Origin of the sequence: Leptolyngbya sp. Heron Island J (assembly GCF_000482245.1) — a bacterium.
Taxonomy (GTDB): Bacteria; Cyanobacteriota; Cyanobacteriia; order Phormidesmidales; family Phormidesmidaceae; genus Leptothoe.
In genome coordinates, this window is record NZ_AWNH01000112.1 from 268031 (window position 1) to 291948 (window position 23918).

The 23918-nt window shown below is 45.0% G+C and carries 13 protein-coding genes; 7 read left to right on the forward strand and 6 right to left on the reverse strand.

Going from position 1 to position 23918, the window contains the following annotated elements:
- The first annotated feature begins 55 nt into the window (after window positions 1-55).
- Window positions 56-2062, forward strand: a complete 2007-nt coding sequence (locus N836_RS69900; RefSeq protein WP_327058735.1) for an ABC-F family ATP-binding cassette domain-containing protein — start codon at window positions 56-58, stop codon at window positions 2060-2062.
- A 5-nt stretch (window positions 2063-2067) separates the two neighbouring features.
- Here N836_RS69900 and N836_RS69905 read toward each other — a convergent pair whose 3' ends face one another.
- Window positions 2068-2352, reverse strand: coding sequence for a hypothetical protein (locus N836_RS69905; RefSeq protein WP_023076592.1), 285 nt, complete (start codon window positions 2350-2352; stop codon window positions 2068-2070).
- Between the two features lie 1535 nt (window positions 2353-3887).
- On the opposite strand from N836_RS69905, the gene N836_RS69910 reads away from it, so the two are divergent.
- The 6 genes from N836_RS69910 to N836_RS74015 all read left to right on the forward strand — a co-directional run bounded on the left by N836_RS69910 (window position 3888) and on the right by N836_RS74015 (window position 15414).
- The gene (locus N836_RS69910) at window positions 3888-8219 is read left to right on the forward strand and encodes an amino acid adenylation domain-containing protein (RefSeq protein WP_023076593.1); all 4332 of its coding nucleotides are present in this window, start codon (window positions 3888-3890) and stop codon (window positions 8217-8219) included.
- Between the two features lie 95 nt (window positions 8220-8314).
- Window positions 8315-9049 (forward strand): HalD/BesD family halogenase, encoded by a 735-nt coding sequence (locus N836_RS69915; RefSeq protein WP_023076594.1) that lies wholly within the window; start codon window positions 8315-8317, stop codon window positions 9047-9049.
- A 29-nt stretch (window positions 9050-9078) separates the two neighbouring features.
- Complete coding sequence (locus N836_RS74010; protein ID WP_023076595.1) at window positions 9079-9576, forward strand: SET domain-containing protein-lysine N-methyltransferase; 498 nt, start codon at window positions 9079-9081, stop codon at window positions 9574-9576.
- 251 nt (window positions 9577-9827) lie between these two features.
- Entirely contained in the window at window positions 9828-12557 is a 2730-nt protein-coding gene (locus N836_RS69920) for an ATP-binding protein (protein ID WP_023076596.1), read from the forward strand.
- A 136-nt stretch (window positions 12558-12693) separates the two neighbouring features.
- A complete protein-coding gene (locus tag N836_RS69925; RefSeq protein WP_023076597.1) occupies window positions 12694-14013 on the forward strand; it encodes a hybrid sensor histidine kinase/response regulator in 1320 nt (439 codons plus the stop codon).
- A 144-nt stretch (window positions 14014-14157) separates the two neighbouring features.
- A complete protein-coding gene (locus N836_RS74015) occupies window positions 14158-15414 on the forward strand; it encodes a hypothetical protein (protein ID WP_023076598.1) in 1257 nt (418 codons plus the stop codon).
- A gap of 8 nt (window positions 15415-15422) precedes the next feature.
- Here the strand turns inward: N836_RS74015 and N836_RS69930 are convergent, their stop codons facing one another.
- The 5 genes from N836_RS69930 to N836_RS74020 all read right to left on the reverse strand — a co-directional run bounded on the left by N836_RS69930 (window position 15423) and on the right by N836_RS74020 (window position 23895).
- Window positions 15423-15890: a chemotaxis protein CheW gene (locus N836_RS69930; protein ID WP_023076599.1), complete on the reverse strand. Its 468-nt coding sequence runs from the start codon at window positions 15888-15890 to the stop codon at window positions 15423-15425.
- A gap of 94 nt (window positions 15891-15984) precedes the next feature.
- Window positions 15985-18969, reverse strand: coding sequence for a hybrid sensor histidine kinase/response regulator (locus N836_RS69935; RefSeq protein ID WP_051394713.1), 2985 nt, complete (start codon window positions 18967-18969; stop codon window positions 15985-15987).
- An 86-nt stretch (window positions 18970-19055) separates the two neighbouring features.
- A complete protein-coding gene (locus N836_RS69940) occupies window positions 19056-22181 on the reverse strand; it encodes a GAF domain-containing protein (RefSeq protein ID WP_023076601.1) in 3126 nt (1041 codons plus the stop codon).
- Between the two features lie 106 nt (window positions 22182-22287).
- The gene (locus N836_RS69945; RefSeq protein WP_023076602.1) at window positions 22288-22833 is read right to left on the reverse strand and encodes a chemotaxis protein CheW; all 546 of its coding nucleotides are present in this window, start codon (window positions 22831-22833) and stop codon (window positions 22288-22290) included.
- A 123-nt stretch (window positions 22834-22956) separates the two neighbouring features.
- Complete coding sequence (locus N836_RS74020) at window positions 22957-23895, reverse strand: response regulator transcription factor (RefSeq protein ID WP_081717019.1); 939 nt, start codon at window positions 23893-23895, stop codon at window positions 22957-22959.
- Window positions 23896-23918 lie beyond the last annotated feature (23 nt).

The window sequence follows — 23918 nt, forward strand, 5'->3', positions numbered from 1 at the left end:
AATCAATTTATTGATACGTCCTCAATTCCTATACATCCGCCATGAATTTTGATAAGTGACCATTGCTTCATCTAATCTGGATCTATGGATGGATCTATGGATCGGCGGCCACGCTACACTAGCTACGGTTGTTCTGGGTTATCTGATGACTCTGCTGGCACTACGGGACATAAGCAAAGATTTTGGCATTAAGGAAATTCTGCGGAATGCCAGCTTTAGCATTGAGGAAGGAGACCGGGTTGGGCTCATTGGTACGAATGGTTCTGGAAAGTCGACGCTGCTAAAAATGATTGCGGGGTTAGAACCCATTGATAGTGGCGAACTTTGGAAAAATGCCAGCAGCAAAATTGTTTATTTACCTCAGCAGCCGGATTTAGATGAAGATCTGACGGTGCTGGAGCAGGTGTTTGCTGATAGTGGCGATAGTATGGCGCTGGTGCGGGAATATGAGCTGATTTCTGCCAGGCTGGCGACGGCTACAGGAGATACAAACCAGCTGATGTCAATGCTATCGCGGGTATCGCAGCAGATTGATCAAGCGAATGCCTGGGAGCTAGAAACCCAGGCGAAAGTGGTGCTGAGTAAGCTGGGGATTGAGGATTTTAATGCCAAGGTTGGGACATTGTCGGGGGGCTATCGGAAACGAGTTGCGATCGCCACCGCCTTGCTAGCCGACCCTGACCTTATCCTGATGGACGAGCCTACCAACCATCTAGATGCCCTATCCGTCGAATGGCTGCAAGACTATCTCAGTCGCTATCGCGGAGCCTTATTTCTCATTACCCACGACCGCTACTTTTTAGACCGAGTTACCAACCGTATCCTAGAAATCGACCGAGGTGATCTCTACCCCTACGGAGGCAACTATAGCTATTACCTGGAAAAAAAAGCAGCCCAGGAAGACGCCGCTGTCAGCAGTCAGAAAAAGCACGCGGGGGTACTCCGGCGGGAGCTAAAGTGGTTACAGCGCGGTGCTAAAGCCCGTAGTACTAAGCAAAAAGCTCGGATTGATCGCATCCGGGATATGCAAAATACCGAATTTAAACAGGCCCATGGCAAGGTGGAGATTGCCACTGCCGGTCGCCGCATCGGTAAAAAGGTCATTGAACTGGAAAATGTCACCAAGGGTTACGATGGTCGCATTCTAATCAAAGACTTTTCCTACCTGTTTACCCCAGAAGACCGCATCGGCATTATTGGCCCCAATGGTGTGGGTAAATCCACCTTAATGAACATTATTACTGGGCGAGAACGGCCAGACTCTGGCACCGTTGAGATCGGTTCTACTATTCATATCGGTTATTTTGACCAGTATTCAGATGATGTCAACATCAACGAAAATCAGCGAGTCATTGATTATCTAAAGGATATAGCCGAGCTGGTTACTACGGCTGATGGCACTGTAATCACCGCGTCAAAGATGCTGGAGCGGTTTCTCTTTCCCCCCGACCAACAGTATGCCCCAATTCACAAACTCTCCGGTGGCGAGCGGCGACGACTGTTTTTGTTGCGGGTGTTAATGCAGGCTCCTAACGTGTTAATTTTGGATGAGCCTACGAACGATCTAGATGTACAAACTCTGGGTATTCTTGAAGAATACCTAGAAGACTTTAATGGCTGTGTGATTGTTGTTTCCCACGATCGTTATTTCCTTGACCGTACCGTTGAAACAATATTCTCATTTGAGGAGTTGGGTAATCTCAAACAGTATCCTGGTAATTATTCGGTTTATCTGGATTATAAGGAAAAAACAGAACAGGAAGAGAAGCTTAAGCAACAGACTGTGACCAAATCTCAGAAAGTTCAGTCCTCAAAATCAAAGACTCAAAACTCCTCCAAACCAAAAAAAATCTCTTATAAGGAAAAGCGCGAATATGCTTCCTTAGAAGAGAAAATTCCCGCTTTAGAAGAGGAAAAAGAGACCCTGGAAAAACAGCTCTATACTGACCCACCCAGCGATTACAATGAAATGCAGGCACGCTCTCAGCGGTTGGCAGATCTGACAACGGAGATTGATAGGGCAACAGAACGCTGGATGGAGCTGGCTGAGCGTATGGAATAGGGCTATTACTGTAGCTTTAAAAAATCGACCTGGGGCACCAGCGGATCATTGACCACACCGACACCCTCATAGCCCCAACGCTCCATCATTTGCTTCAGCTGCAGACCGCTAATGGGCTCCACAGCAAAGCGATTGGCAACTTCAGCTGCATGATGATTGACGTAGCTAAGGGCCTCATGGTCAGCATTAAACAACATTAGAAAGCCTTTAGATGCTTGATTATGGGGTTTGGCGGCTAGGTATTGTCCGTCTTGGGTGGAACGTAGAAGATAGTAAGACTTAGTAAACATACTGTGTCTTAGTAAAGATATTGGGTAGGTTACTTTTATCTCTACGCTATTAGAAAAGTTGATGATTTGTACGTAACCGAGATATTTTTTATTGTTGGCGGTGTTTTGCGGCCCATTAAAGGGACTGTTTGATGATTGGAGATGACCTGATGGGAGATCATATATCTATAGCGGTCTGCGAAGCGGCGGTGGTGCATTGCTCTACCCGTTAATTTCAGGAGAGTGAATTCACAATCAACTCACTACAGCATCTGTTCTCACAAGGCTTCTCATCCACTTTAGAGAGTAGTAGAGCCGCTCTCTCTGAAGTGCCCAAAACCATAGTCAATAATTGATTTCTCCTGCATCTTAGTCTGAGGAGGATCGAGCTTAAAAATCTAGAGATTGAGGTTTAAGCCGAAAACCCTAATAAACTTTGTGACCTATCTCTATTTTACAAAATATTAGATTGATTTACTCAATTAAATTTTAATTTACTAATGCATAACTCAACTCAGCTGATCTCATTAAATTCCCTAAGTTGCCTCATGGAACAGTAAAAATACCGCAAATGAGTTTTTGAGGAATTGGACTCAAAATGTAAACAGAGAAAACACTGAGGTGTCATAAGGAAAAACAGAAAAAGTTGTTGCTGTACTCTGGATGCTAATTAGTCTTAGGTCTGTTGTCAAAATCATGCCTTCGTGTATCAAAAGATGCATGCATGAGTGTCCGTATACTATGACAAGAGAAGTTTTAAGAAAAAGCCTCAGTATTCAGATATATGAACTAATGGTCTAGCCCTTGACTTCTCAGGTTTTTTTAATGAGCTAGCAAAGTAAAAGTAGCGATCGCAAAAATAATGTATCTTTTGATACTACAGAAAGCTTTAAATACGGTTTTTATCAAGGGAAGATACAGCTTAAAACAAGACTGACAAGAGAAACCGCATTTGGTTTTTACTTACTCGTTTTTTGTTTTAGACGATTGACGAGTTATATTCAGTCAACGATCAATACAACATTTCTCTGTATTGATGATTAGCGCATGTCAACGTCTGAATTTGAGATAGCACGTTTCCTAAATTGCCAAGTCTATGAGTGCCAGAACGTCTTTTGTAAGCGTTGAAGAAGTTGATATCAATCTTCAAAACTTGGAGATGAAATTTTTGTCTTGCCTAATAGAAGCGTTTCCTACTAATGGGTAAGCTTTCCCAGACTTATCATCCTATGTACTGTGGAAATGATTTTTGAGCTACCAAGCTAGGGATCAGGATTTTATGAGTCCAAACAAGTTTCTGCAGAGGCGTTCCACGCCTGTATTGCAAAAGATAGGACCTAGTTGAATCCTCATTCCTAGCATGACCAAGATAGTTCTCTATCAGTTGTTCCATGGTTACTAATGGTGAGTAAATTTATGTTTTTTGCTCCCTGTTAGAGATAGGAAACACTCTTTTAGTGTCATTGCCCATTGATGCCCCTCAAAGTGTAATAACCTCATGTTCAGCTTTAAGAACTAAAGTCGTCGAACCTATTAAATTTAGAGAAAATTCAGGCATGGTTTTTACAGACCTTCGAGATCAATCGCTGGCTCTTCCTGTTGAAAATTCAGTATCTGTTTGCAGATTGTTTGAGTCTCAAGTTAAAAAACAATCTGCAACGTCAGCAATCGAATTTATGGGGCAAAGTTGGAGCTATCGCACCTTAAATGCTCATGCTAATCAGCTAGCTCATTATTTACGTGAACAAGGTGTTGGCCCTGATGTTCTAGTCGGTTTATATCTTGAACGTTCTTTTGAGATGGTGGTTGGGGTACTAGCCATTCTCAAAGCAGGTGGAGCCTATGTTCCCCTAGATCCCAACTATCCCTCTGAGCGACTTGCTTGGATATTACAAGACTCTCAAGTATCTGTTCTACTCAGCCAAACATCCTTAAGTCAGAGTCTGCCAACCCATAGAGCCCATGTGGTTTGCATGGATAGTATCAATGTTACCCAGTTACCCACCGAAAATCCTCTACCGGTAACGACCACCAAAAATTTGGCCTACGTTATATATACCTCTGGTTCCACCGGTAAGCCCAAAGGAGTTATGGTTGAACATGGGGCATTAAGTAATTTCGTACAAGGGGCCAATCGAGATTGTGGGATCAAAAGGGCAGACCGAGTTCTCCAATTTGCCTCAATTAGCTTTGATACTGCGGTAGAAGAGATCTTTCTAACGCTAACGCAAGGGGCAACGCTTATTTTGCGTACTTCAGATATGCTGCAGTCGGTTTCAGGATTTTTGAAGACCTGTGAAGAGCTTAAGATTACTGTCATAGATTTACCCACTGCCTTTTGGCATCAGATTTGTGCAGAACTCACTACAACAACTATCCCAAACTTGCTCCGTCTAGTGATTATTGGAGGAGAGCGGGTGCTACTTAATTGGCTGGAGGTGTGGAAAGAGCACGTTAAGCCTGAAGTTCGCTTAGTCAATGGGTATGGTCCCACAGAATCAACAGTTGTAACAACTTACTGTGAATTGATCGGTCCCCAGGCAACATCGATTCATAATGACACAGTCCCCATTGGAAAACCGTTACCCAATGTCCAGACTTATATCTTAGATAATGAGATGCAGCCCGTTGGTTCTGGGAAGGCAGGTGAACTCTACATTGGTGGGGTATGTTTAGCACGTGGTTATCTAAATCAACCTGATTTAACCAATATCAATTTTATTGAAAAAGCTTTTACTGGTAGCGAACAACAGCGGCTATATCGAACGGGTGATTTAGTGAGATGTAGAGAAGATGGGCATCTCGAATTTTTGGGTCGAGCTGATCATCAAGAAAAAATCCGAGGTTTTCGGATTGAGCTAAATGAAATTGAGACCACCCTTGAGCAGCATCCTGCAGTTCAGGAGGCTATTGTCATTGCCAGAGAGGATGATATCGGGATCAAGCGTCTGATTGCTTATATTGTGCAGTCTTCATCAGAGCGGTTACCAACGACCACTCTGGATACTAATCAACTGGAAGCAGAACTTATTAATCAATGGAGACTGATTAATAATAGTGAACAGCTCAATCCCACCAAAAATAATTGGGACGACACGTTCAATATCAGCGGTTGGGTTAATAGTTACACTGGTGACCTGATTGCTGATATTGAGATGAAGGAGTGGGTCGATAATACAACATCGCGCATTTTAGAACTCAACCCCCAAAACGTATTAGAAATTGGCTGTGGCACTGGGCTGCTTCTATTTCGCATTGCACCCCATTGTCAAAGCTACTTAGGCATAGATATCTCGGAGTCCTCTTTAAATTACATTGAACAACAGTTACAGTCTCCTCAAATCCATCTTCCTCAGGTGACTCTTGAACATCGAGTAGCGGATAATTTACAGGGAATTGCCCCTGGCTCTATAGATACTGTGATCATCAATTCAGTGATTCAATATTTTCCGAGTGTTGATTATTTGATCAATGTTTTAGAACAGACTATTAAAGTCATCAAACCGGGTGGAACTCTATTTCTTGGAGATTTGAGAAACTATTTACTGTTAGAAATGTTTGCGACATCGGTGGAAGTAGCGCAAGCTCCTGATAATCTACCAACGGCTGAATTATTAAAGCGTATTCAACGACGACTACATCAGGAAGAAGAGCTCACCCTTGATCCCAAATTCTTTCTAGCACTAAAAAAGCGAATTCCCGAGATTAGTCATGTGCAAGTGTTACTAAAGCAAGGGAAATTCCATAACGAACTAACACGATTTCGTTATGACGTTATATTGCATGTCAATGCTGAAGTGATGTCAACACCAGGTAATATCAAGACCTTAGATTGGCAACAACAAGATTATACTGTTCAGAAAATTAAGCACTACTTAGCAGACAAAACACCTGTTGGATTACGTCTGGACAATATCCCTGATCGGCGACTATTTGAAGCAGTTCAAGCCTTAGCCTGGGTGAAACAGAGTAACTGTCCCGATACGATTACCTCACTTAAGAAGAGTCTCAACACGACATGTCAAAGTCAAGCTATCGACCCAGAAAAATTGTGGCAACTCTCTCAAGAGATTCCCTATCATGTTTATATTGATGGCTTGGATTCAGGACCTCAGGGTACTTTTCAGGCCACATTTATCAGGTACTCATCATTAAAGGTTAGGAATTCTATGCATGGGTTAGGTACGAGCCAGCGGCCACACACCAGGACCCTACCTAATCCCTGGCATACCTATGCAAATAATCCTCTACACAGCAAAATAACGCAAGACTTAAGAGTACAGCTCAGATCTTATTTGAAGCAACAGCTACCGACCTATATGCTGCCAGCTGCTTTTGTTTTTCTGAATAAGTTCCCTTTGACAGCTAACGGTAAAGTCAATCGTAAGGCTTTGCCTGCTCCAGACTTAGCCAGACCTGCCCTAGAGGTAGAATTCTTGGCACCTCGTACCCCTCTAGAGGAATCCCTGGCAGAACTCTGGTCCAAGATCCTGGAGATTCATCAGATAGGGGTCTACGACAGTTTTTTTGACTTGGGTGGAGATTCGCTACGTGTCATGCAGCTCTTTTCCCTGTTAAAAAATCGATATGCAAAAGAGATTTCCTTTACTGATTTTTTCAATAAGCCAACGATTGACTATTTATCTAAACAGCTACAGAGTTCTGAAAGTGCATGTACGCCAACTGCAAACGAGCGGATTACACTTCAGAAACTACGACAGGAGATCGTCTTAGGCGATGTAAATACTGGTTTAGCGAAAACTTTCTCTGGCTCTCCTCCTGCTCATTGGACAAAACCTCAAGCCATTCTCCTGACAGGAGCAACTGGATTTATTGGCATCTCTTTGTTACATGAGCTTTTACAGCGAAGTGATGCAACTATTTATTGTTTGATTAGGACCCAAAGCCTGACACAGGCTTACCAAAAACTGCGTTATGCGGCACAACGATATTTACCCGGTGTTGCTTTTTCCTATTCCAGGATAGTTCCATTAATCGGTGATTTAGCTCGTCCCATACTGGGGCTATCAACAGAACAATTTCATAGTATTGCGGAGATAGTGGATACTATCTATCACAGTGCAGCTAATGTTAATTTACTGTATCCATTGTCCAGCTTAAAAGCCGTTAATATTATTGGTACCAAATCAATTCTCAAGCTGGCAGCCCATAGGAAATTGAAACCGGTTCACTTTGTCTCTACTTTGGATGTCTTTGAGCCACTGGCTGCTACTGGAGTTAATGTCATCTATGAATCGGACGATATTGATCAAGGGGATGCCATTACCGGCGGCTATGCCCAGAGTAAATGGGTTGCAGAGAAACTGGTGACTGCCGCCGCCGCGCAAGGGATTCCCACCTGTATCTACCGACTTGGTATGGTTACCGGTCACTCCTATACAGGGATTGGTAACCCAGAGGATTTATTAAGCCGATTGATCAAAAGTTTGATTCAAATTGGTATATCACCTGAGCTTAATTTACAAATTGATATGACTCCTGTAGATTATGTTAGTCAGGCGATTGTTTACTTATCTACCCAGCTCAAGTCATTTAATAGAGCATTCCATTTAGTCAATCCCACAGCATTTCATTTAGAAGATCTGGTTGAAACTATCAACCAACTAGGTCTCCCCATTCAGTCTGCTTCTTATAACCACTGGGTAACTCTCTTAAAGAATCGTTCTCATGCCCTGAGCCCTCTTTGCGAAGTTGTCACTGAAACAATTGCGCATGAGCAAATTACACGGTTAGAGATGTGGCTTTCTGGTACACAGCTTTTCAATTGTAATAATACACTCACTGGATTGGAAGGCAGTGCGATCAGCTGTCCAAACAACAATCATACTCTCCTAAGAAAGTATCTGGATAACTTGAGTTTTCGGTAAGTAGTATCTAATCAGACGCTTAATCAAGCCCTAGTCTTGGTTGTAAACAACTACTGAAAACAACTTAATTGTCATCCTTAGCCCTATCCTAATCAATGGCTGATATTATCACCGAAACTCTGAACGTTGGTTCTCAACAACAAGTTGAATCGCTATTGAAAAAATATTTTTCTAAGAAAAATCTCAATAGCAAACAGAAAATAGAACAACTATTCCAGGAGTTCAGAAGTTGTCACTATGTTTGCCTCAAGGAATTTATCCCTTTGGTATTACAAACTGGTGCGCGAGGAGAAACTTCTGAACTCTTGAATCACTTTTCATCAAATGTTTCAGTGACCGATGCTTCTACAAATAAAGCACCGCTAATAGCTCAAGTTTCTCAATTGGATATTGAACATAGAAGTATCATTATACCGGCACTGTACTACTCACAGTCTTTACGCCAATTACTCTTGCTGATTACTGCTAATGAAGTCATCCCTTACAGTTCTAAGCATGGAGGGATATCTATTACACATGTCAATGAAGCAGATTATTATGAAAATTGGCAGTGTGTAGAGCATGCATATCAGCTAGTTTGGTTTATTGAAGCTCCCAAAGTAGATGCTGGTGGGGCGTTTGAATTTATCAAAAGGTCTACCGATCAAGACTTGAGCATCAATCATGATATATCGGAAAATCAAATTCAGCGAAGATATCACAAGTCAAGAGATGTTTTCCTACTGAAAGCTGATGCCTGTCTCCAGCGATTTGCTCCATTTAATCAGGGGGCAGAAAGAGTCGTTATAACTATGAACTTTGCTAATGGTCCTAGGTTAGGAAAAATTTAGAGCATTTGACCTTATTTACCTAAAAAAAAATGAGAATACAACCCAGAAAGTCGCTGATTAAAATAGAGAGTAGAGATTGGCTAACTAATGCAGTGATTGCCACAGATACGATCAAAGCCCGCACGGTGATCTATCAAAGCCAGGAGTTTTTGATTTTACCTAAACCCAACTACCAAACGGTTCAAATAGCTGACAATGCTCATATCATAGATCATGTCTTTGCTAATCTGAATCATCATTGTTCCCCAAATACCTTTATCGATGTCTCTGATTTCTCTCTTGTTGCTGAAAGAGATATAGAACAGGGAGAAGAGTTAACATTTGCTTATTTTACTACAGAAGTAAAGCTCGATAGGCCATTTTATTGCCAGTGCAATTCATCCAACTGTATTGGTAATATCCTAGGTGCGTCTCAAATGCCCTTTAAATCTCTAATGTCTTATTCTCTTAGTCATCATGTTTTGAATTTAACTAAATTTGCAAGTTCAGAGCGGTATCAAGCTTATGAATTAGGGCCGCAGCATTAAGTTTGCCTGTGATGGACGTCAAGGCATGCGTTAGAAATCTGTGGTGCATGAACCTATTGGACTGGTTAACATGTGTATTGAGCGACCTGATGAGAATATTCGGGTGACAAAGCTAACAGCCATCACATCGTTAATCATTGATTAGTCAGGGCATCCTAAAGTACAGTTTGAAGTCTGACACCCCTACCCAGGTGAGATGTTAGACTTCAAACTGTATTTGTTTACCTGATCAAACACAACCTGCAATCAGAATGTCAAACGACGTTAAGGTTAATAGGGGATACCAGGTTCAAGGCATACCCTTAAAGTTGGCATTAATTGTGCCATTTGTTCTGCAGATTTTTACCGCTGTAGGGTTAGTCGGATATCTCTCTTTTCGGAATGGCCAAAAGGCAGTTAATCAGCTGGCCTTAAAGCTGAGTGCAGAGATCGGCGACCGAGTTGATCAGCATCTAGATGCTTATTTGGAATTACCTCATCAGCTGGGTGATATTAGCGTTGATGCCTTAACAACGGGGTTGCTGGATATTAAAGATTTTGACCGTACGGGTCGTTATCTATGGAAACAAGCCCAGGTACATGAGAATTTTACATTTCTTGGATATTACTTGCAAACGGGTGAAGGCGTTGCTGCCCAGCGTTGGCCCCCTGGTTCTGGGGTTAACATTGTGGAGCATTCCCTAGCAGATGGCAAAGACTATAACTATGCTACTGATAGTCAAGGAAGCCGTACTGATTTGCTTGATGCGACCGAGTACTATGCTCCTGCAGATGATTGGTATGTAGAAGCGGTCAAGGCTGGGAAACCAACCTGGAGTAGTGTTTATACAGCAGATGGGTTTGAAGATTATGTGGCAGCATCTGCGACGTTTCCCATTTATGACCAAGCTCAGGCTATTTTAGGCGTCTTTGCAGTTGATTTAATTTTAACCGATATCAGCAATTTTCTAAAGGAGTTAGATATTAGCCCCCATGGTAAGGTGACCATCATTGAACGAACTGGTCTGCTTATTGGTAATTCTGTTTCTATACCGACATATCGCATAGTAGATGGCGAAGCTGAGCGGTTGCATATCCTTGATAGTGAAGATATGTCGGTTCAAGCAACAGCTCAATTTTTGACAACAGAATTTGGTGATTTTGAAAATATTGCGGAGAATCAGCAACTCGAGTTTCTGATTGATGGCTCTCGACAGTTTGTACAGGTTGTACCTTGGCGTGATGACTATGGCTTGGACTGGTTAGTTATTGTTACTATTCCAGAATCTGACTTTATGGGGCAGATCAATGCCAATACTCGCAATACGATTGTGCTGTGTATTGCAGCGCTGATAATTGCAACTTTACTCGGAATTTTGACTTCAAGGTGGATTACGTCTCCAATTAATCGTTTAAATCTGGCGAGTCAGGCTATTGCTGCCGGGGATCTTGATCAAGCCCTTGAGGTCAAGGGGCTTCGAGAACTGCGTGGGTTATCTTCTGCGTTCAATCAAATGGCCGAACAAATTAAAGACTCCTTTGAGATGTTGGAAACCCGTGTAGCTGAGCGCACCGCGCAGCTGGCAGAAGCTAAGGAACGAGCAGATTCTGCTAACCTGGCCAAAAGTGAGTTTTTGGCTAACATGAGCCATGAACTGAGAACGCCGCTAAACGGTATTCTAGGCTACTCTCAAATCTTGCAGTTTCAAAAAAATCGTCCTGAAAAAGATCGTAAAAGTATTGAAACTATTGCTCAATGTGGTAATCATCTTTTAACGCTAATTAATGACGTTTTAGATATTTCTAAAATTGAGGCTCGTAAGCTTGAACTCAATCCTAAACCGTTTCACTTTCCATCTTTTTTACAAGGTGTGGTCGAAATTTGTCGTATTCGAGCCGAGCAGAAAAATCTGCCGCTTGTGTTTGAGGCTCTCGATACGTTGCCTCCAGGTATTGTTGCAGATGAAAAACGTCTGCGCCAGGTTTTGTTAAATCTGATTGGTAACGCGGTTAAGTTTACACACACAGGTAGTGTCCATCTCAGAGTTGCGACTCAATCTGATCCTGATGTTGCAACTCTGACACGTCTGCATTTTGCTATTGAAGATACTGGCATTGGTATTGATGCTGATAACCTTGGCAAGATCTTTGAGCCGTTTGAGCAGACGGATAATACTAAACATGTGATTGAAGGAACCGGGTTAGGCCTTGCCATCAGTCAAAAAATCATAGAACTTATGGATAGCCGTATCCAGGTTAAAAGCACGCTGGGTATGGGCAGTACCTTTGAGTTCACGGTTTCCTTTCCCCTGGCAGAGGACTGGATACAGGCTGATCTGCAACATCAGGAGCTGGGTCAGCTGATTGGCTATGAGGGCGGACGTAGAAAAATTTTAGTCGTTGATGATCGTTGGGAAAATCGATCTGTGATCGTCAATTTACTTGAACCGCTTGGCTTTGAACTCCTTGAGGCCCAAGATGGTGAGGATGGATTAACCAAGGCACAAGCATTTTTACCAGACTTAATCGTTACGGATTTATTGATGCCTAACCTGAATGGTTATGAATTCCTCAAACAGCTTCGGGATCTAGCTGAGTTTCAATCAGTACCCATCATTGCGTCTTCAGCCCATTTATCTGGTATTGAACGGCAAGACTGTACTGAGGCTGGATTTAATAGCTTCTTAGCTAAGCCGATCAAAGCACCCGAATTGATCGGGCAGCTGCAGCAACTTCTAAAGCTAGATTGGCGATACGACCTCAAATCTGAAAAGCAATCGTCTGACATGGCATCGACGATGATTGTACCTGCATCGGACGTGCTCATACCGCTTTATGAAGCTGCTGAAAGAGGTTATATTGCAGATATTCAAGATGAGATTGCTCGACTTCGGCAGCTCAGTCCGGATTACACAATTTTTGTTGATAAATTGCTCAAATTAGTTGATGAGTTTGATGATGAAGGAATTGTTCAACTGGTAAAACCCCATATAAACTTTTAAGGTATATGAGCTTCTATTGGTGAGACACCTACTTTGGGGCAATCTAAATCTACTCGATTAGCTAAAAAAAGCGTCGCTTGTTTTGATAGTGATTGACGTGGTTTTCATGATGTTTTTCTTTGGACCTCGCTAGACCATGTTGAGTTCCCAACAAGGTGAGATTTTGATTGTTGACGATATTCCGACTAATATTAAGCTCCTCTATGAGGTTCTGCAGCAATCTAACTACAAGGTCTCAATTGCTAAGAATGCGGAGAGTGCCTTTAAGAAACTAGAGAAAATTTTACCGGATCTGATTCTACTGGATGTGATGATGCCAGGGCTGGATGGGTTCGAGGTGTGCAAAAAGCTGAAGCGCAATCCTAAAACCCAAGATATTCCGGTCATTTTTATGACGGCTTTGACTGATGAAGTTGATAAGGTTAAAGGGCTTAGTATCGGGGCTGTTGATTATATTACTAAACCTATCCATCCCGATGAGGTATTAGCTCGCATTAAAGTACACTTGACGTTGCGTCATACGCAAATGCAGCTACTCAGTGAAATTACTGAGAGAAAACAAGCGGAACGGGAATTGCATCATGCGCTTAGTGAGTTGCAAAAGACACAAATACAGCTGGTGCATAATGAAAAAATGTTGAGTCTGGGGCAACTTGTTGCTGGTGTTGCTCATGAAATCAATAATCCGGTCAATTTTATTCATGCCAATCTACACCATGCTGAGCGTTATGTAGAGGATCTATTGGATATTATTGGGCTCTACAAACAGTATGTTCCCAACCCTCCAAAAGAAATTTCCGATAAGATAACCGAGATTGATCTTGACTATCTTGAAAAAGATTTAGTCAAAATCTTAAACTCGATGAGTCTTGGTACTAGCCGTATCTGCGATATTGTATTTTCCCTACGCAACTTTTCTCGTCATCACGAGGCAGAAGTGAAGCAGGCGGATATCCATGAGGGTATTGATAGTACCCTGACGATCTTGCAAGGTAGCTTGCAACGTGACAATAGTTACCCTGATATTCAAATTGTTAAAGATTATGGCTCACTACCGTTGATTGAATGCTGTGTGGGGCAGCTGAATCAGGTCTTTATGAATCTGTTGAGCAATGCTATTGAAGCTGCCAATGAGCGGGATGCTGCTTTGACGGTGGCAGAAGCGATCGCAGATCCTAGCGTGATTAAAATTTCAACCATGGTCAAGAATCAACGACTGTTGATTCAGATTGTGGATAATGGCTTAGGTATTCCTGAGGATTTGCGATCGCAAATCTTTAATCCCTTTTTTACCACCAAGGACGTTGGCAAAGGCACTGGTATGGGGCTGTCAATCAGCTATGGCATTATCACTGAGACCCATAAAGGTAAACTCTGGTGTGAGCCCAATGTAGATCAGCCGGGCACCCGATTTTGTATTGAACTGCCAATCCCATCAGAGCAAGTGTCGGTGTAAAACCTCGGGTGTCAGCCACCTGCGCTTCCAGATATAAAGAACTGCTGAGATTGAGTCAGTTAATGGGTGACGCCCTGCTAACATCTGCAATAACCTTGGCGTCATTAAAATTTCCTAGCTGTACCATTATTAGCTGGAGGACATATGGGGACCTGGATTAAGGAAACTGATAAAGCTATTTATCTGATGGAAGGTGGGCACTATCGACAAAAAATCGATAAGTCTCCGCACCAAGGGGAAGTGGAGGGTGAAACCTTTTTTAGAACTGAAGTACTTAAGGAATGGCTGAATAGCGACGAGCCACCGGGATTTTTTCTGGTTTCTGCAGGTACTGATACGGATGAACCTGAGCCCTTGCCCGTAACCCCTCCGCCTGTGAGTCCAAGTATTAGATTTACTAAGGTGCCTGCTCTGGTCAAAATCTATCACCCTTATCAACTAGCGGGTACCGCCAGTGATGACCTGGTGGGCGAGACCGTTAGCCTATATGTTGACAACAATCAAACTGCTATTGCAACAACAAAAGTCAACGATAGTAAACAGTGGGTGTTTCAATCTATTTTCTTAGCAGTGCCCAAACCTCAGCTACGACGGCTAAAGGTCGTAGCTGGCCAGGTAACAGACGTTGCTTCCCTAACCCTAACTCCTTACATTGAAAAGCATCCAGGTGCTAAGAAGCTGGCTTTGAGTGCCAGCGTTGGGGCCGGTGGTGCTAATCGGGCCAGCGATGTTAAACGGGTGCGCGAGCGGTTGGTGGATCTGGGATATGATTCTGCCAGCGGTAGTTCGATGGATGCTTTGATCCGGGCTATTCAGTTGTTTCAAACCGCGATTTCAGGTAGCACTACCATTCGCGGTGACGGTCGCATAGATGTTGGTTTTAGTACCCAACAATTTTTAGAAGCGGCCAATGCGCCTCAATGGATGCGCATGCCGGGTCAGGGGGTGGGCTTCTACAACGTTGAGGTGCTCGACCAGCCAAGGGATACCCACGACTACGGCATCGACTGGATTAGTAATGTGATTCGAGCGGCGGGTATTCACTATGAGCTGGCCTATCGCAAAAATCGATCAGAGGTGGCTCCCATTGCCATTAACGATGTGAGTTTGCCCAATGGGGGGAAGACTCCCGACCATGCTGGACACCAAAGCGGCAATGCAGGGGATGTGGTGCTACCGCGTAAGGGGGGGCGATTTGGGAATACGCGATGGTCGAACGCTAACTATGATCGCGAAGCGACGGAGGAGATTTTGAAAGCGTTGCGGGCGCAGCCCTGGGTCAATAAAGGAACACTGTATTTTAATGATCCGGTTTTGATTAAAAAAGGGCTATGTCGAAAGGTTAGTGGTCATGATGACCATATTCATTTTGAAATTGATGTGCCCCCAAAAATTGATTAAGGTCAGGCTCAAGCGCTGAGCGGCTGACCAATGCTATGTTGAAATACTGCATGGACATCTAGCAATAATAGGGTGCGATCGCTCTCCTTTTCAGACACAATAGCCATGTGACTGATCCAATTTGTTTTGTGATCAAATGGAGTTTCCAGGGCTACTGGTTTAAAGATTGTTAGCGGTAGCTCAATCAGGTCAGGAGGCTGCTCTAGGGCAATCCCCCATAGCTCTTTTTGCGGATTTCGGACCACCACTAAAAACGGGGCATAGTCTGGAGCAGATACATGGCCCACTTCTTGATACAAATTGACCAGACGGATAGTGTGAGAGCCCAGCTGGACTAAGCCAATGCCAACAGTACCCCCCTGGGTAGCAGGAGGACAGTTAACGATTCTCAAGATGGCGGTTACAGGCAATAAAAACCAGTAGTCAGCCACGTCAAAGATAATAAATTTTCCGGTTTCTGCTGTTGGAGTATCCATAACAGTTCTATGGGAAGGAATGGGTGAATCATGCTGATTTGGGAGACTCTCGGGTCATTAATACTAGTCTTAGTCCATTAATGCCCTTTGCCCCTTATTCACTTAGGACATTGTTGATGGTCGCTAAAAGTTGAGGCATCAGATAGGGCTTGGTCAGATAGTTGTTAGCCCCTAGATCCTCAGCTAGCTGTCGGTGTTTATTGCCTGTACGAGATGTCAGCATAATAGTTGGAATTGCCGCAATTTCAGGAATTTGCCGACGGGCTCTGAGAAAATCAAAGCCGTTCATCCCAGGCATTTCCAAATCGCATAAGATAGCCGTAACCTGAGAGTGATGCAGCTTTTGTAAAGCTTCGTTGCCCTCCTTCGCCTGGATCACCATGTATCCAGACTTTTGTAAGCCTTGGGTCAGGGTGTTGCGTACCGTAATTGAGTCGTCTACCACTAAGATGGACTGCTTACCCGTCGGTTTGGGTGGACGACGGGTGGGTGCAGGCTTAACGACCACCCCATGAGACTTTGGTGCTGACCGTTGTAAAGCCTCCAGGGTTAAAGCTGCCGCATCAATTACCAGACTCAGACGGCCATCCGGCAGGATGCTACAGCCATAGATGTAATCTGGTATGGGTGTACTATTTCCCAGTGAGCGGATCACCAATTCCTGTTCTCCCAACAGCTGATCGCTTTCTAGCCCGACAATCCGCTCATGGTGACGCATGAGAATAACTGGGTTAGCTCTTTCTACCGCTGGTTTAGTCTCTGGCCAGTAGTTGGGGGGAAGAGTGGCATGATAGGTAAGAGATTTTGTCAGTGAAATGAGGGGGATCAGACACTCTTTGCCATCAATCTGCCAACTTAAGACTTTATTGTTCTTACGGGTGCTGATCTGCTCAGGTTTAGGAATTAAGATTTGTTCAATAGCATCAGTCATAAATGTGTATAACGTTTCACCCGCCTGACAGACCAACAGTTTGGCAATGGTTAAGTTGGTAGGAATCTTCAGGGTAAAGCATGTTTCCTGATGCGGCTTATGGCTAATTGTGATCTGGCCCTGCAGGGCCTGGACCTGTGCCCGTGCGGCATCTAGCCCAAAACCTCTCCCTGAGAGATCGTTGACTTGAGCCGTCGTTGAAAAGCCGGGTCTAAAAATTAAATGACTGATTTGCTCGGGGGTGAGTTGTTGAGCTTCTGTTGGGGTGATCAGCTGTTGATAAATAGCTTTTTGACAAATCGCCTCAAGGTTTAAGCCTCGCCCATTGTCCCGAACGCTAATGTTGAGATGATGCCCTTCTTGTTTAGCCGATAGCTGAATTTGGGCGCTGTCTTCTTTCTCTTGCTGTTGACGCTCCCATGGTTTTTCAATCCCGTGGTCAAACGCATTGCGCACCAGATGCAGCAGTGGTTCATATAGCTTATCGGCAATCATTTTATCGACTAAAACATGTCCCCCTTCAATTGTTAGCTCCACAGGTTTGCCCTGCTGAGCGACCAAACGTCCCAGTACCTGGTGAAATCGTTGAAATATACTTTCGATTGGCTGCATCCTAGCCTCAACCAGAGTCTCTCGTAGGCTGTTAATTAGCCTCTGTTGTTTTTGGATTGTTTGGGTGCTGTGGCGGACAAACAGCTCAATCGCTTCAGCGCTTTCCAACTGTTGTACTAAGGTGTCCAAAGAGGATTGAACCTGTAACTGTAGTTCGCTGTAGTGGTCTAGTTCTAACGCATCAAACTGATGTTCGGTCGAGGGTGTGTGTGCCAGGGTATTGGTTACTGACGTGGCCTGGCTTTGTAGTTCGATTAACTGTCGTTGTTGCTGCCCTAGCTGTTTGAGTAATGTTTTGACGCTGACGGTTAGCTGTTCGTGGTAGAGCGTCTGTCGGTTTTGTTGAGTGAGAAGATCACCAATGGCGTGATTAATCTGTTCAAGATGGTCAACGGATACTTTCAGACTGGAAGTATGGGAAGTGGATCTCCCTGGTGGATCAGAGAGGACGGCGGGTGGCGGTCCGTCGGCTGAGAGTGATCTATTAGCCCCGTCGTTAACAACTTCTACATTAGGAGAGGTTGTGGTCAATAAGTCATCGTTTGTTGTGAGCGGTGCGGCAATCGAGTCTGCAGCAGTGGGTGCGAGTAAATCATCAACGCCTCCTCCCTGATGGGGCAATGACTTGGCTGGCTGGGGTGAGGTTAACGTTTGAGGAGGGTGAGGCTTTGGTGGGGTAGCCGTACGTGGAATGGGTTGGTTAAGCGCATTCCACACTTGTCCAAGCCAGTTGTTTTTAGAAGGCTTGGGCGGTGTGGCCAGTTTTTTGAGCATCAGACTAGGCTCACCCCCACGGGTGCGATCGCCTTCTAGCACCTGACGCTGACCAGCCCGGTAGTCATCTAGGGCAATCTGGGCAATCTGTATCACCAGTTCGGGTCTACGATCCAGTGCTTTTAAGGTGGTGCGGACAATATCTCCAAACCCTGGTAGGTTAAAAGACTCGGCTAAGCCACTAAAGACATCAGCATGGGCTCGTAGCAGTGCAGTCAGTGCAGCTGGCTCGGGAGTCTCAAGGGCGTTCTCTAACTCCTGGAGACGTTTGTCGACACCCTTTTCAAAAACAGATTGGGTAATGTCTACCCCCAGGGCACTGGAGTTGGGTAAATCAACGTTTTGGCCAAATCGATTTCCCAGATGGTTTTCCAGATTTGAGATCACATCGGCCATGCGTTCTAGAATACTGGACTCATCGATTTGAGTTGTTGCTGTTTGGGCTGATAGCAGCAGCTGTAGACAGCTGTAGGCCTCAAAAATGAGCGATTCTACGGCCGGTGTCAGCGTTGCGTTGGGGTCACACAAGGCTCTAAACACATTCTCTAGGGAATGGGTGGTGGTTTTTATGTGTTCTAATCCAACACTGGCAGCGGCTCCTTTAAGGGTGTGGGCGGTTCGCATCAGCGCGTAGACCTTCTGGACACCAAAATCTTGGTGGAGGGTTTGCAGTTCATTGTCCATTTGCTGAAGCAGTTCAGACGCTTCTTGCAAAAAGTAGGCGGGGATCTGCTGGGAACTCACAGAATCAGAAGTCATCATTCACTGAAAACGAAATTGCTATGGCATTCAGACGGTCGGCAGCGTATCTCCGGTGGGAAGACGCTGCCAAGTAAGACAGTTAGACTTTATGTGCTCGTACCTGCTTGCAGGGCCTTGGCTGTGGTCAGCAGTTGATGAATTGACTGGGTCAATTGTTCTGAGTTTTTAGAGGTCTGACTGGCTGTCTGGGTGGCTTCTGTTACGGTCGCCGTCACACCCTTAAATTCATCGGCCTGTTTGTGAGTGGCCTGGGTGATTTCTTCAATCAGGTTGCTAATCTGACCGGTGGCTTCGACAATTGCTGTCAGGTTGCGACGGGCGTCTGTGACTAAGTTGGTGCCTTGAGCTACCTGCTGTATCCCCGTTTCCATGGCAGTGGAAACCTCAGCGGTGCCGATCTGGATTTCCTGGACTAGCTGCTCGATTTCAGTGGCGGCCTCGGCGGACTGGCGGGCTAGCGATCGCACCTCATCGGCCACTACTGCAAACCCTCGCCCATACTCTCCTGCACGGGTTGCTTCAATGGACGCATTCAAGGCCAGTAGTTGGGTTTGAGTCGTAAAGTGGCTAATCAGATTGACCACCTTAGAAATTTTCTGAGACGACTCACTCAGGCGTTTGATGCGCTGGTTGGTGTCAGCTACAGTTGACCGAATGGTCATAATGCCATCCACAGTGCGGTTCATCGCCATATCACCCACGCTGACCGTCTGGTTAGCTTGCTGTACGGCTGTTTCTACCTGTTGCGCATCGCCCACGACCCCTTCAGAGAGGCTCATCAGGTCCTGGACCCGCTTTAACACCTGGGTCAGAGCCATAGTTTGTTTGCTAATGGAGATTGCATTAAGCTGCGATGTCTGGCCTACCTGATCAGCTGCTTTTTGCACCTCTAGAACAATTTCAGTCAGGGCAGTGTTTTTAGCTTTGAGCTGTTCTAAATATTCTCCTTGCTGCAGCGCCAGGTTCAGCTGAGTCCCAATGCGTTGAATAAACTCCACTTCAGACTCCTGCCATGTACGAGGGCCGCTGCACTGATGCACACAAAACAGACCCCAGAGAATGTCTCCTTTGAGCAAAGGCACCACCATACTGGCCCGCACCTGCAGCTGGGAGAGCAGTTCTACCAGGCAGTCTGGAAGATCGAGGGTGGTAATATCATTTACCACCCAATAGCGACCTTTACGATAGTTTTCTGCCTGACTTTCTCCAAAACAATGGTCCTGGACCTTAGCCGCCATGGCCGAGAAAATGTCCTGGGCCACATCTTCAACCACAAATTCACCGACAGTATAGTTCGTAGAGATATCAAACTGATACATACCCACCCGGTCGGCATTGAGCAACTGGCGGATATCGCGCACCGTTGCCTTGAGAGTTTTAGGCAAGTCTGTTGTCTTCCGCAGCCGTTCAGTAATCTTAGTGATTAATCGCTCCTGGGTTGCCACCCGTTCTAGCTGCTGATTTTTCTCTTTGACTTGATCGAGGTAGTCTGCCTGCTGCAGTACCAGGTTGAGCTGAGCCCCAATCCGTTTAGCAAATTGCACTTCAGTCTCTTGCCAAACTCGGGGACCACTGCATTCGTGAACACAGAAGAGCCCCCAGAGGATATTGCCTTTGAGTAAAGGCACCGCTAGACTGGCTCTGACACGGAGTTCTGACAGCAGATCTACTAAACAATCGGGCAGGTCTAGAGCGGTTATATCATTGACAACCCAATGGCGACCTTTACGGTAGTTTTCTGCCTGCCCTTCGGCAAAACAGTGATCCTTGACCTTGGCAGCCATGGCTGAGAACACACCAGGGGCCACATCTTCAACCACAAATTCACCCGTTGCATAGTGGGTGGCCATATCAAACTGGAATAGCCCGACCCGATCGGCCTTAAAGATCTGACGGATGTCGCGAACAGTTGCTTTTAGTGTTTCCGATAGGTCTGTACTCTTGCGTAGACGCTCGGTGATTTTAGACAGCAGCAATTCTTGCATCACTATGTTTTTAGCATGTTGATGATAGTCAGCCTGCTCTAGAGCGAGACCTAGCTGGCTAGTAATTCGCTGAACAAAAGCAACTTCAGACTCTTGCCACTGACGCAAACCGCTACATTGATGTACACAGAATAGTCCCCAAAGTTGCTCCCCTCGCATCAGCGGGACTACCAAACTGGCGCGCACCTGAAACTGAGTCAACAGATCAAGATGTTGTTCAGCTAATCCCTGAGTGCGAACATCAGCAGCGACCCAACAATCTCCTTGTCGATAGGCAGCCAGCATGTGAGCATCAAAGCCATAGTTCTCAACGGGTATGTCTTTGATCAGAACAAAATCACCGTGGACGTTCTCGGCAACGATCTCTCCTGTGCTTTCAGCTTCTGGATCAAACTTAAAAATAGCTACCCGATCTGTTTTGAGAAACTGCCGTAGGGTACGAGTAATAGTGTCAAAGACTTGTTGGGTGTCCGTAGCCACACGAATGTTTTGAACCAGGTTTGTAATCAGTTGCTCCCGGATGATTTCCTGCTGACTTTGGTGCTGCAGTTCATAGGTCTGAAGCTTTAGGGTGAGTTCGGTAACTACCTGATAGAGTAAGGCAATTTCGCTGTCGTTCCACTGACGAGAACCTTGACAACTCTGGATTACCAGCAGTCCCCAAACTTGTTCGTTAATAAAAATGGGTAGGCTCAAACTTGCCTGTATCTGGAAGCTCTGAAACAGCTGCATCTGATATGGGGTGATGGCATCGTTGGTGACGTTGGTAATGCTAACGACTGCCTGCTGTTGATAGAGCTGGGTGGTTTCTTGACCAAAGATCAGGGCTGGTAAAGACTGGCTAAGTGTGGGGCTATAGCCAGCGGTTAAGGATTCTGCAATGACAGTGCCCTGGGCTTCGGACTGAAACTGATAGATCAGAGCACGCTCAACGGCAAACCGCTTACGGAGTTCAGTGACGGTAATTTGATAGAGATTGTCGAGGTTAGCGGCCTGAGCCATGGCATTTGCGATCGCAAACGGGCGTCTATTTTGACTGCGAGGCAGCGGTACAGATTCTACCGCCAGGGCAGTTAGTTCAGTTGGAGGCGGTTCTGCCACCGTCTGGCGTAGGGCCAAATCATCCGCAGTGAGCATCAGCTCTGGATAAGTCTCTTGTTCGTCTGTTGTGGGGGTGTCAACAGTTGTTAGCAATTCATCAGCACTGTTGTTATTCATATTCACCATCGATAATCTTAGTCGTGTGTTCTTTCAATACGTCAGATTCAATACAGGAGTTAGCCAGCTCCCTACCATCTCAGCCATAAAAGCTCATGGCAAAATGCAGAGGATATTATGGTGGTCCCTGCAATGACCGTTCAACTACCACATCAACATCCAGTACAACCCCGCTGTGGTTGGGTAGATAGCCCATGACAAAAGGCGCTATTGGAGAAGAGTCAAACTCGGTGGGTAAATGTAAGGTTTCAGGAGCCACCCGTTCCACATCATCCACCTGTTCTACCACTAGACCCACTTTGCGATCGCCCGATTCCACCACAATCACCATCGGATTCTCCAAGGAGGGAGCCCACTGCCACAGAGGAAGCGAACCCACCAAGATATTTAGATCGGTCAGCCACAAAATTTCACCGCGCCAGTTGCATACTCCTAATAAATAATTGGGCACCTCGGGGATAGGTAAGATCTCGACCGCTTCTAATTGCAGCACCTCAGCGATCACCTCAAGCGGTAATAGCGTTTCATTCTCTCCAGAGAGTTGAAATCGCAGAAATCGTTGACGTGTATCTTCGGGAATTGGCGTCAGCCCGAGTGGATCTGACGGGGCTATAGCGGTTTGTGACGTAGACTGTAGAGAGTTAACGGCAGTGGATGTCATAGCTGATGTGTTTAGGCGGATATGGCCATCGGTTATGAGTTCAAATCAACAGAAGCTAACAAAAGTATTACGAGTGATTACTGTTAGGTTCAGACAAGATTGTTAAACAACTGATATAAATAATTAGATAAAGGATGAAAAACGACTTGGAGAAGCGCCCTTGGAGATGTTGCTATTGCTAGCACTTAGATGTTTATGGAGAACTTTTATAACTCGCTTTTCATGAACTGGTTTGCTGAAGAAGCCTGATGCACCCACAATCCTGGCCCGAACTCGATCAATAATGCCATTGTTATTGGTCACAATAATAATGGGGGTCTTTCGAAAAATAGACGTACGTCGAATCTGGGCACATACCTCATAGCCATTGGTCAATGGCATCACCAAGTCCAAGAAAATAAGACTAGGTTTGAGTTCTAACAATGTAGGAATTGCCTCTAACGGTTCGCTAATATTGTCATAGCCATAGCCTGCACCCTTGATAATGGCTGCCAGAGTGCGGCTGTCTGCCGGACTGTCATCAATGTAAACCACCATGGATTGACTGGCTGCTGTTTGAGCAGCAGCCTTTGCTAGCTGGTTTAATTGTTTAGAGCCTGAAGATTCTTTTACGGGGTAAGGAATAGGCTGATAACTGTCAACTAACTGACTGGTTGAACCACTCAATTTGGTTGAGACAGTAGAGACACCTGTAGGACTTAGCAGCGCTTTTATTTTGTTCAAGACACTGGTGAGATCAATTGGTTTCAGCTCATAATCATCACAGCCTGATTCAGTGACTTTGCCCCATTCCGTCTCTGATGTCAGGGCCATCAGCGCTATGACAGGTATGTTTTGAGTCACGGTAGAGTTTTTGAGGATTTTAATGGTCTGCCAACCGTCAATCACGGGCAGATCCGTCGCGATCATGATCAAGTCTGGTGCCTCAGTCACCGCCATTAAAATCCCTTTATCCCCTCCATCAATGGCAGAGACTACGTTATATCCGTGTTGTACAAGCTGTTGTTGTAACATTTTGCACGTTGGCTCATCGTTCTCCACCAATAATATTTTCGAAGTCATCAGAAAGATTGAAGTGCTTGTTA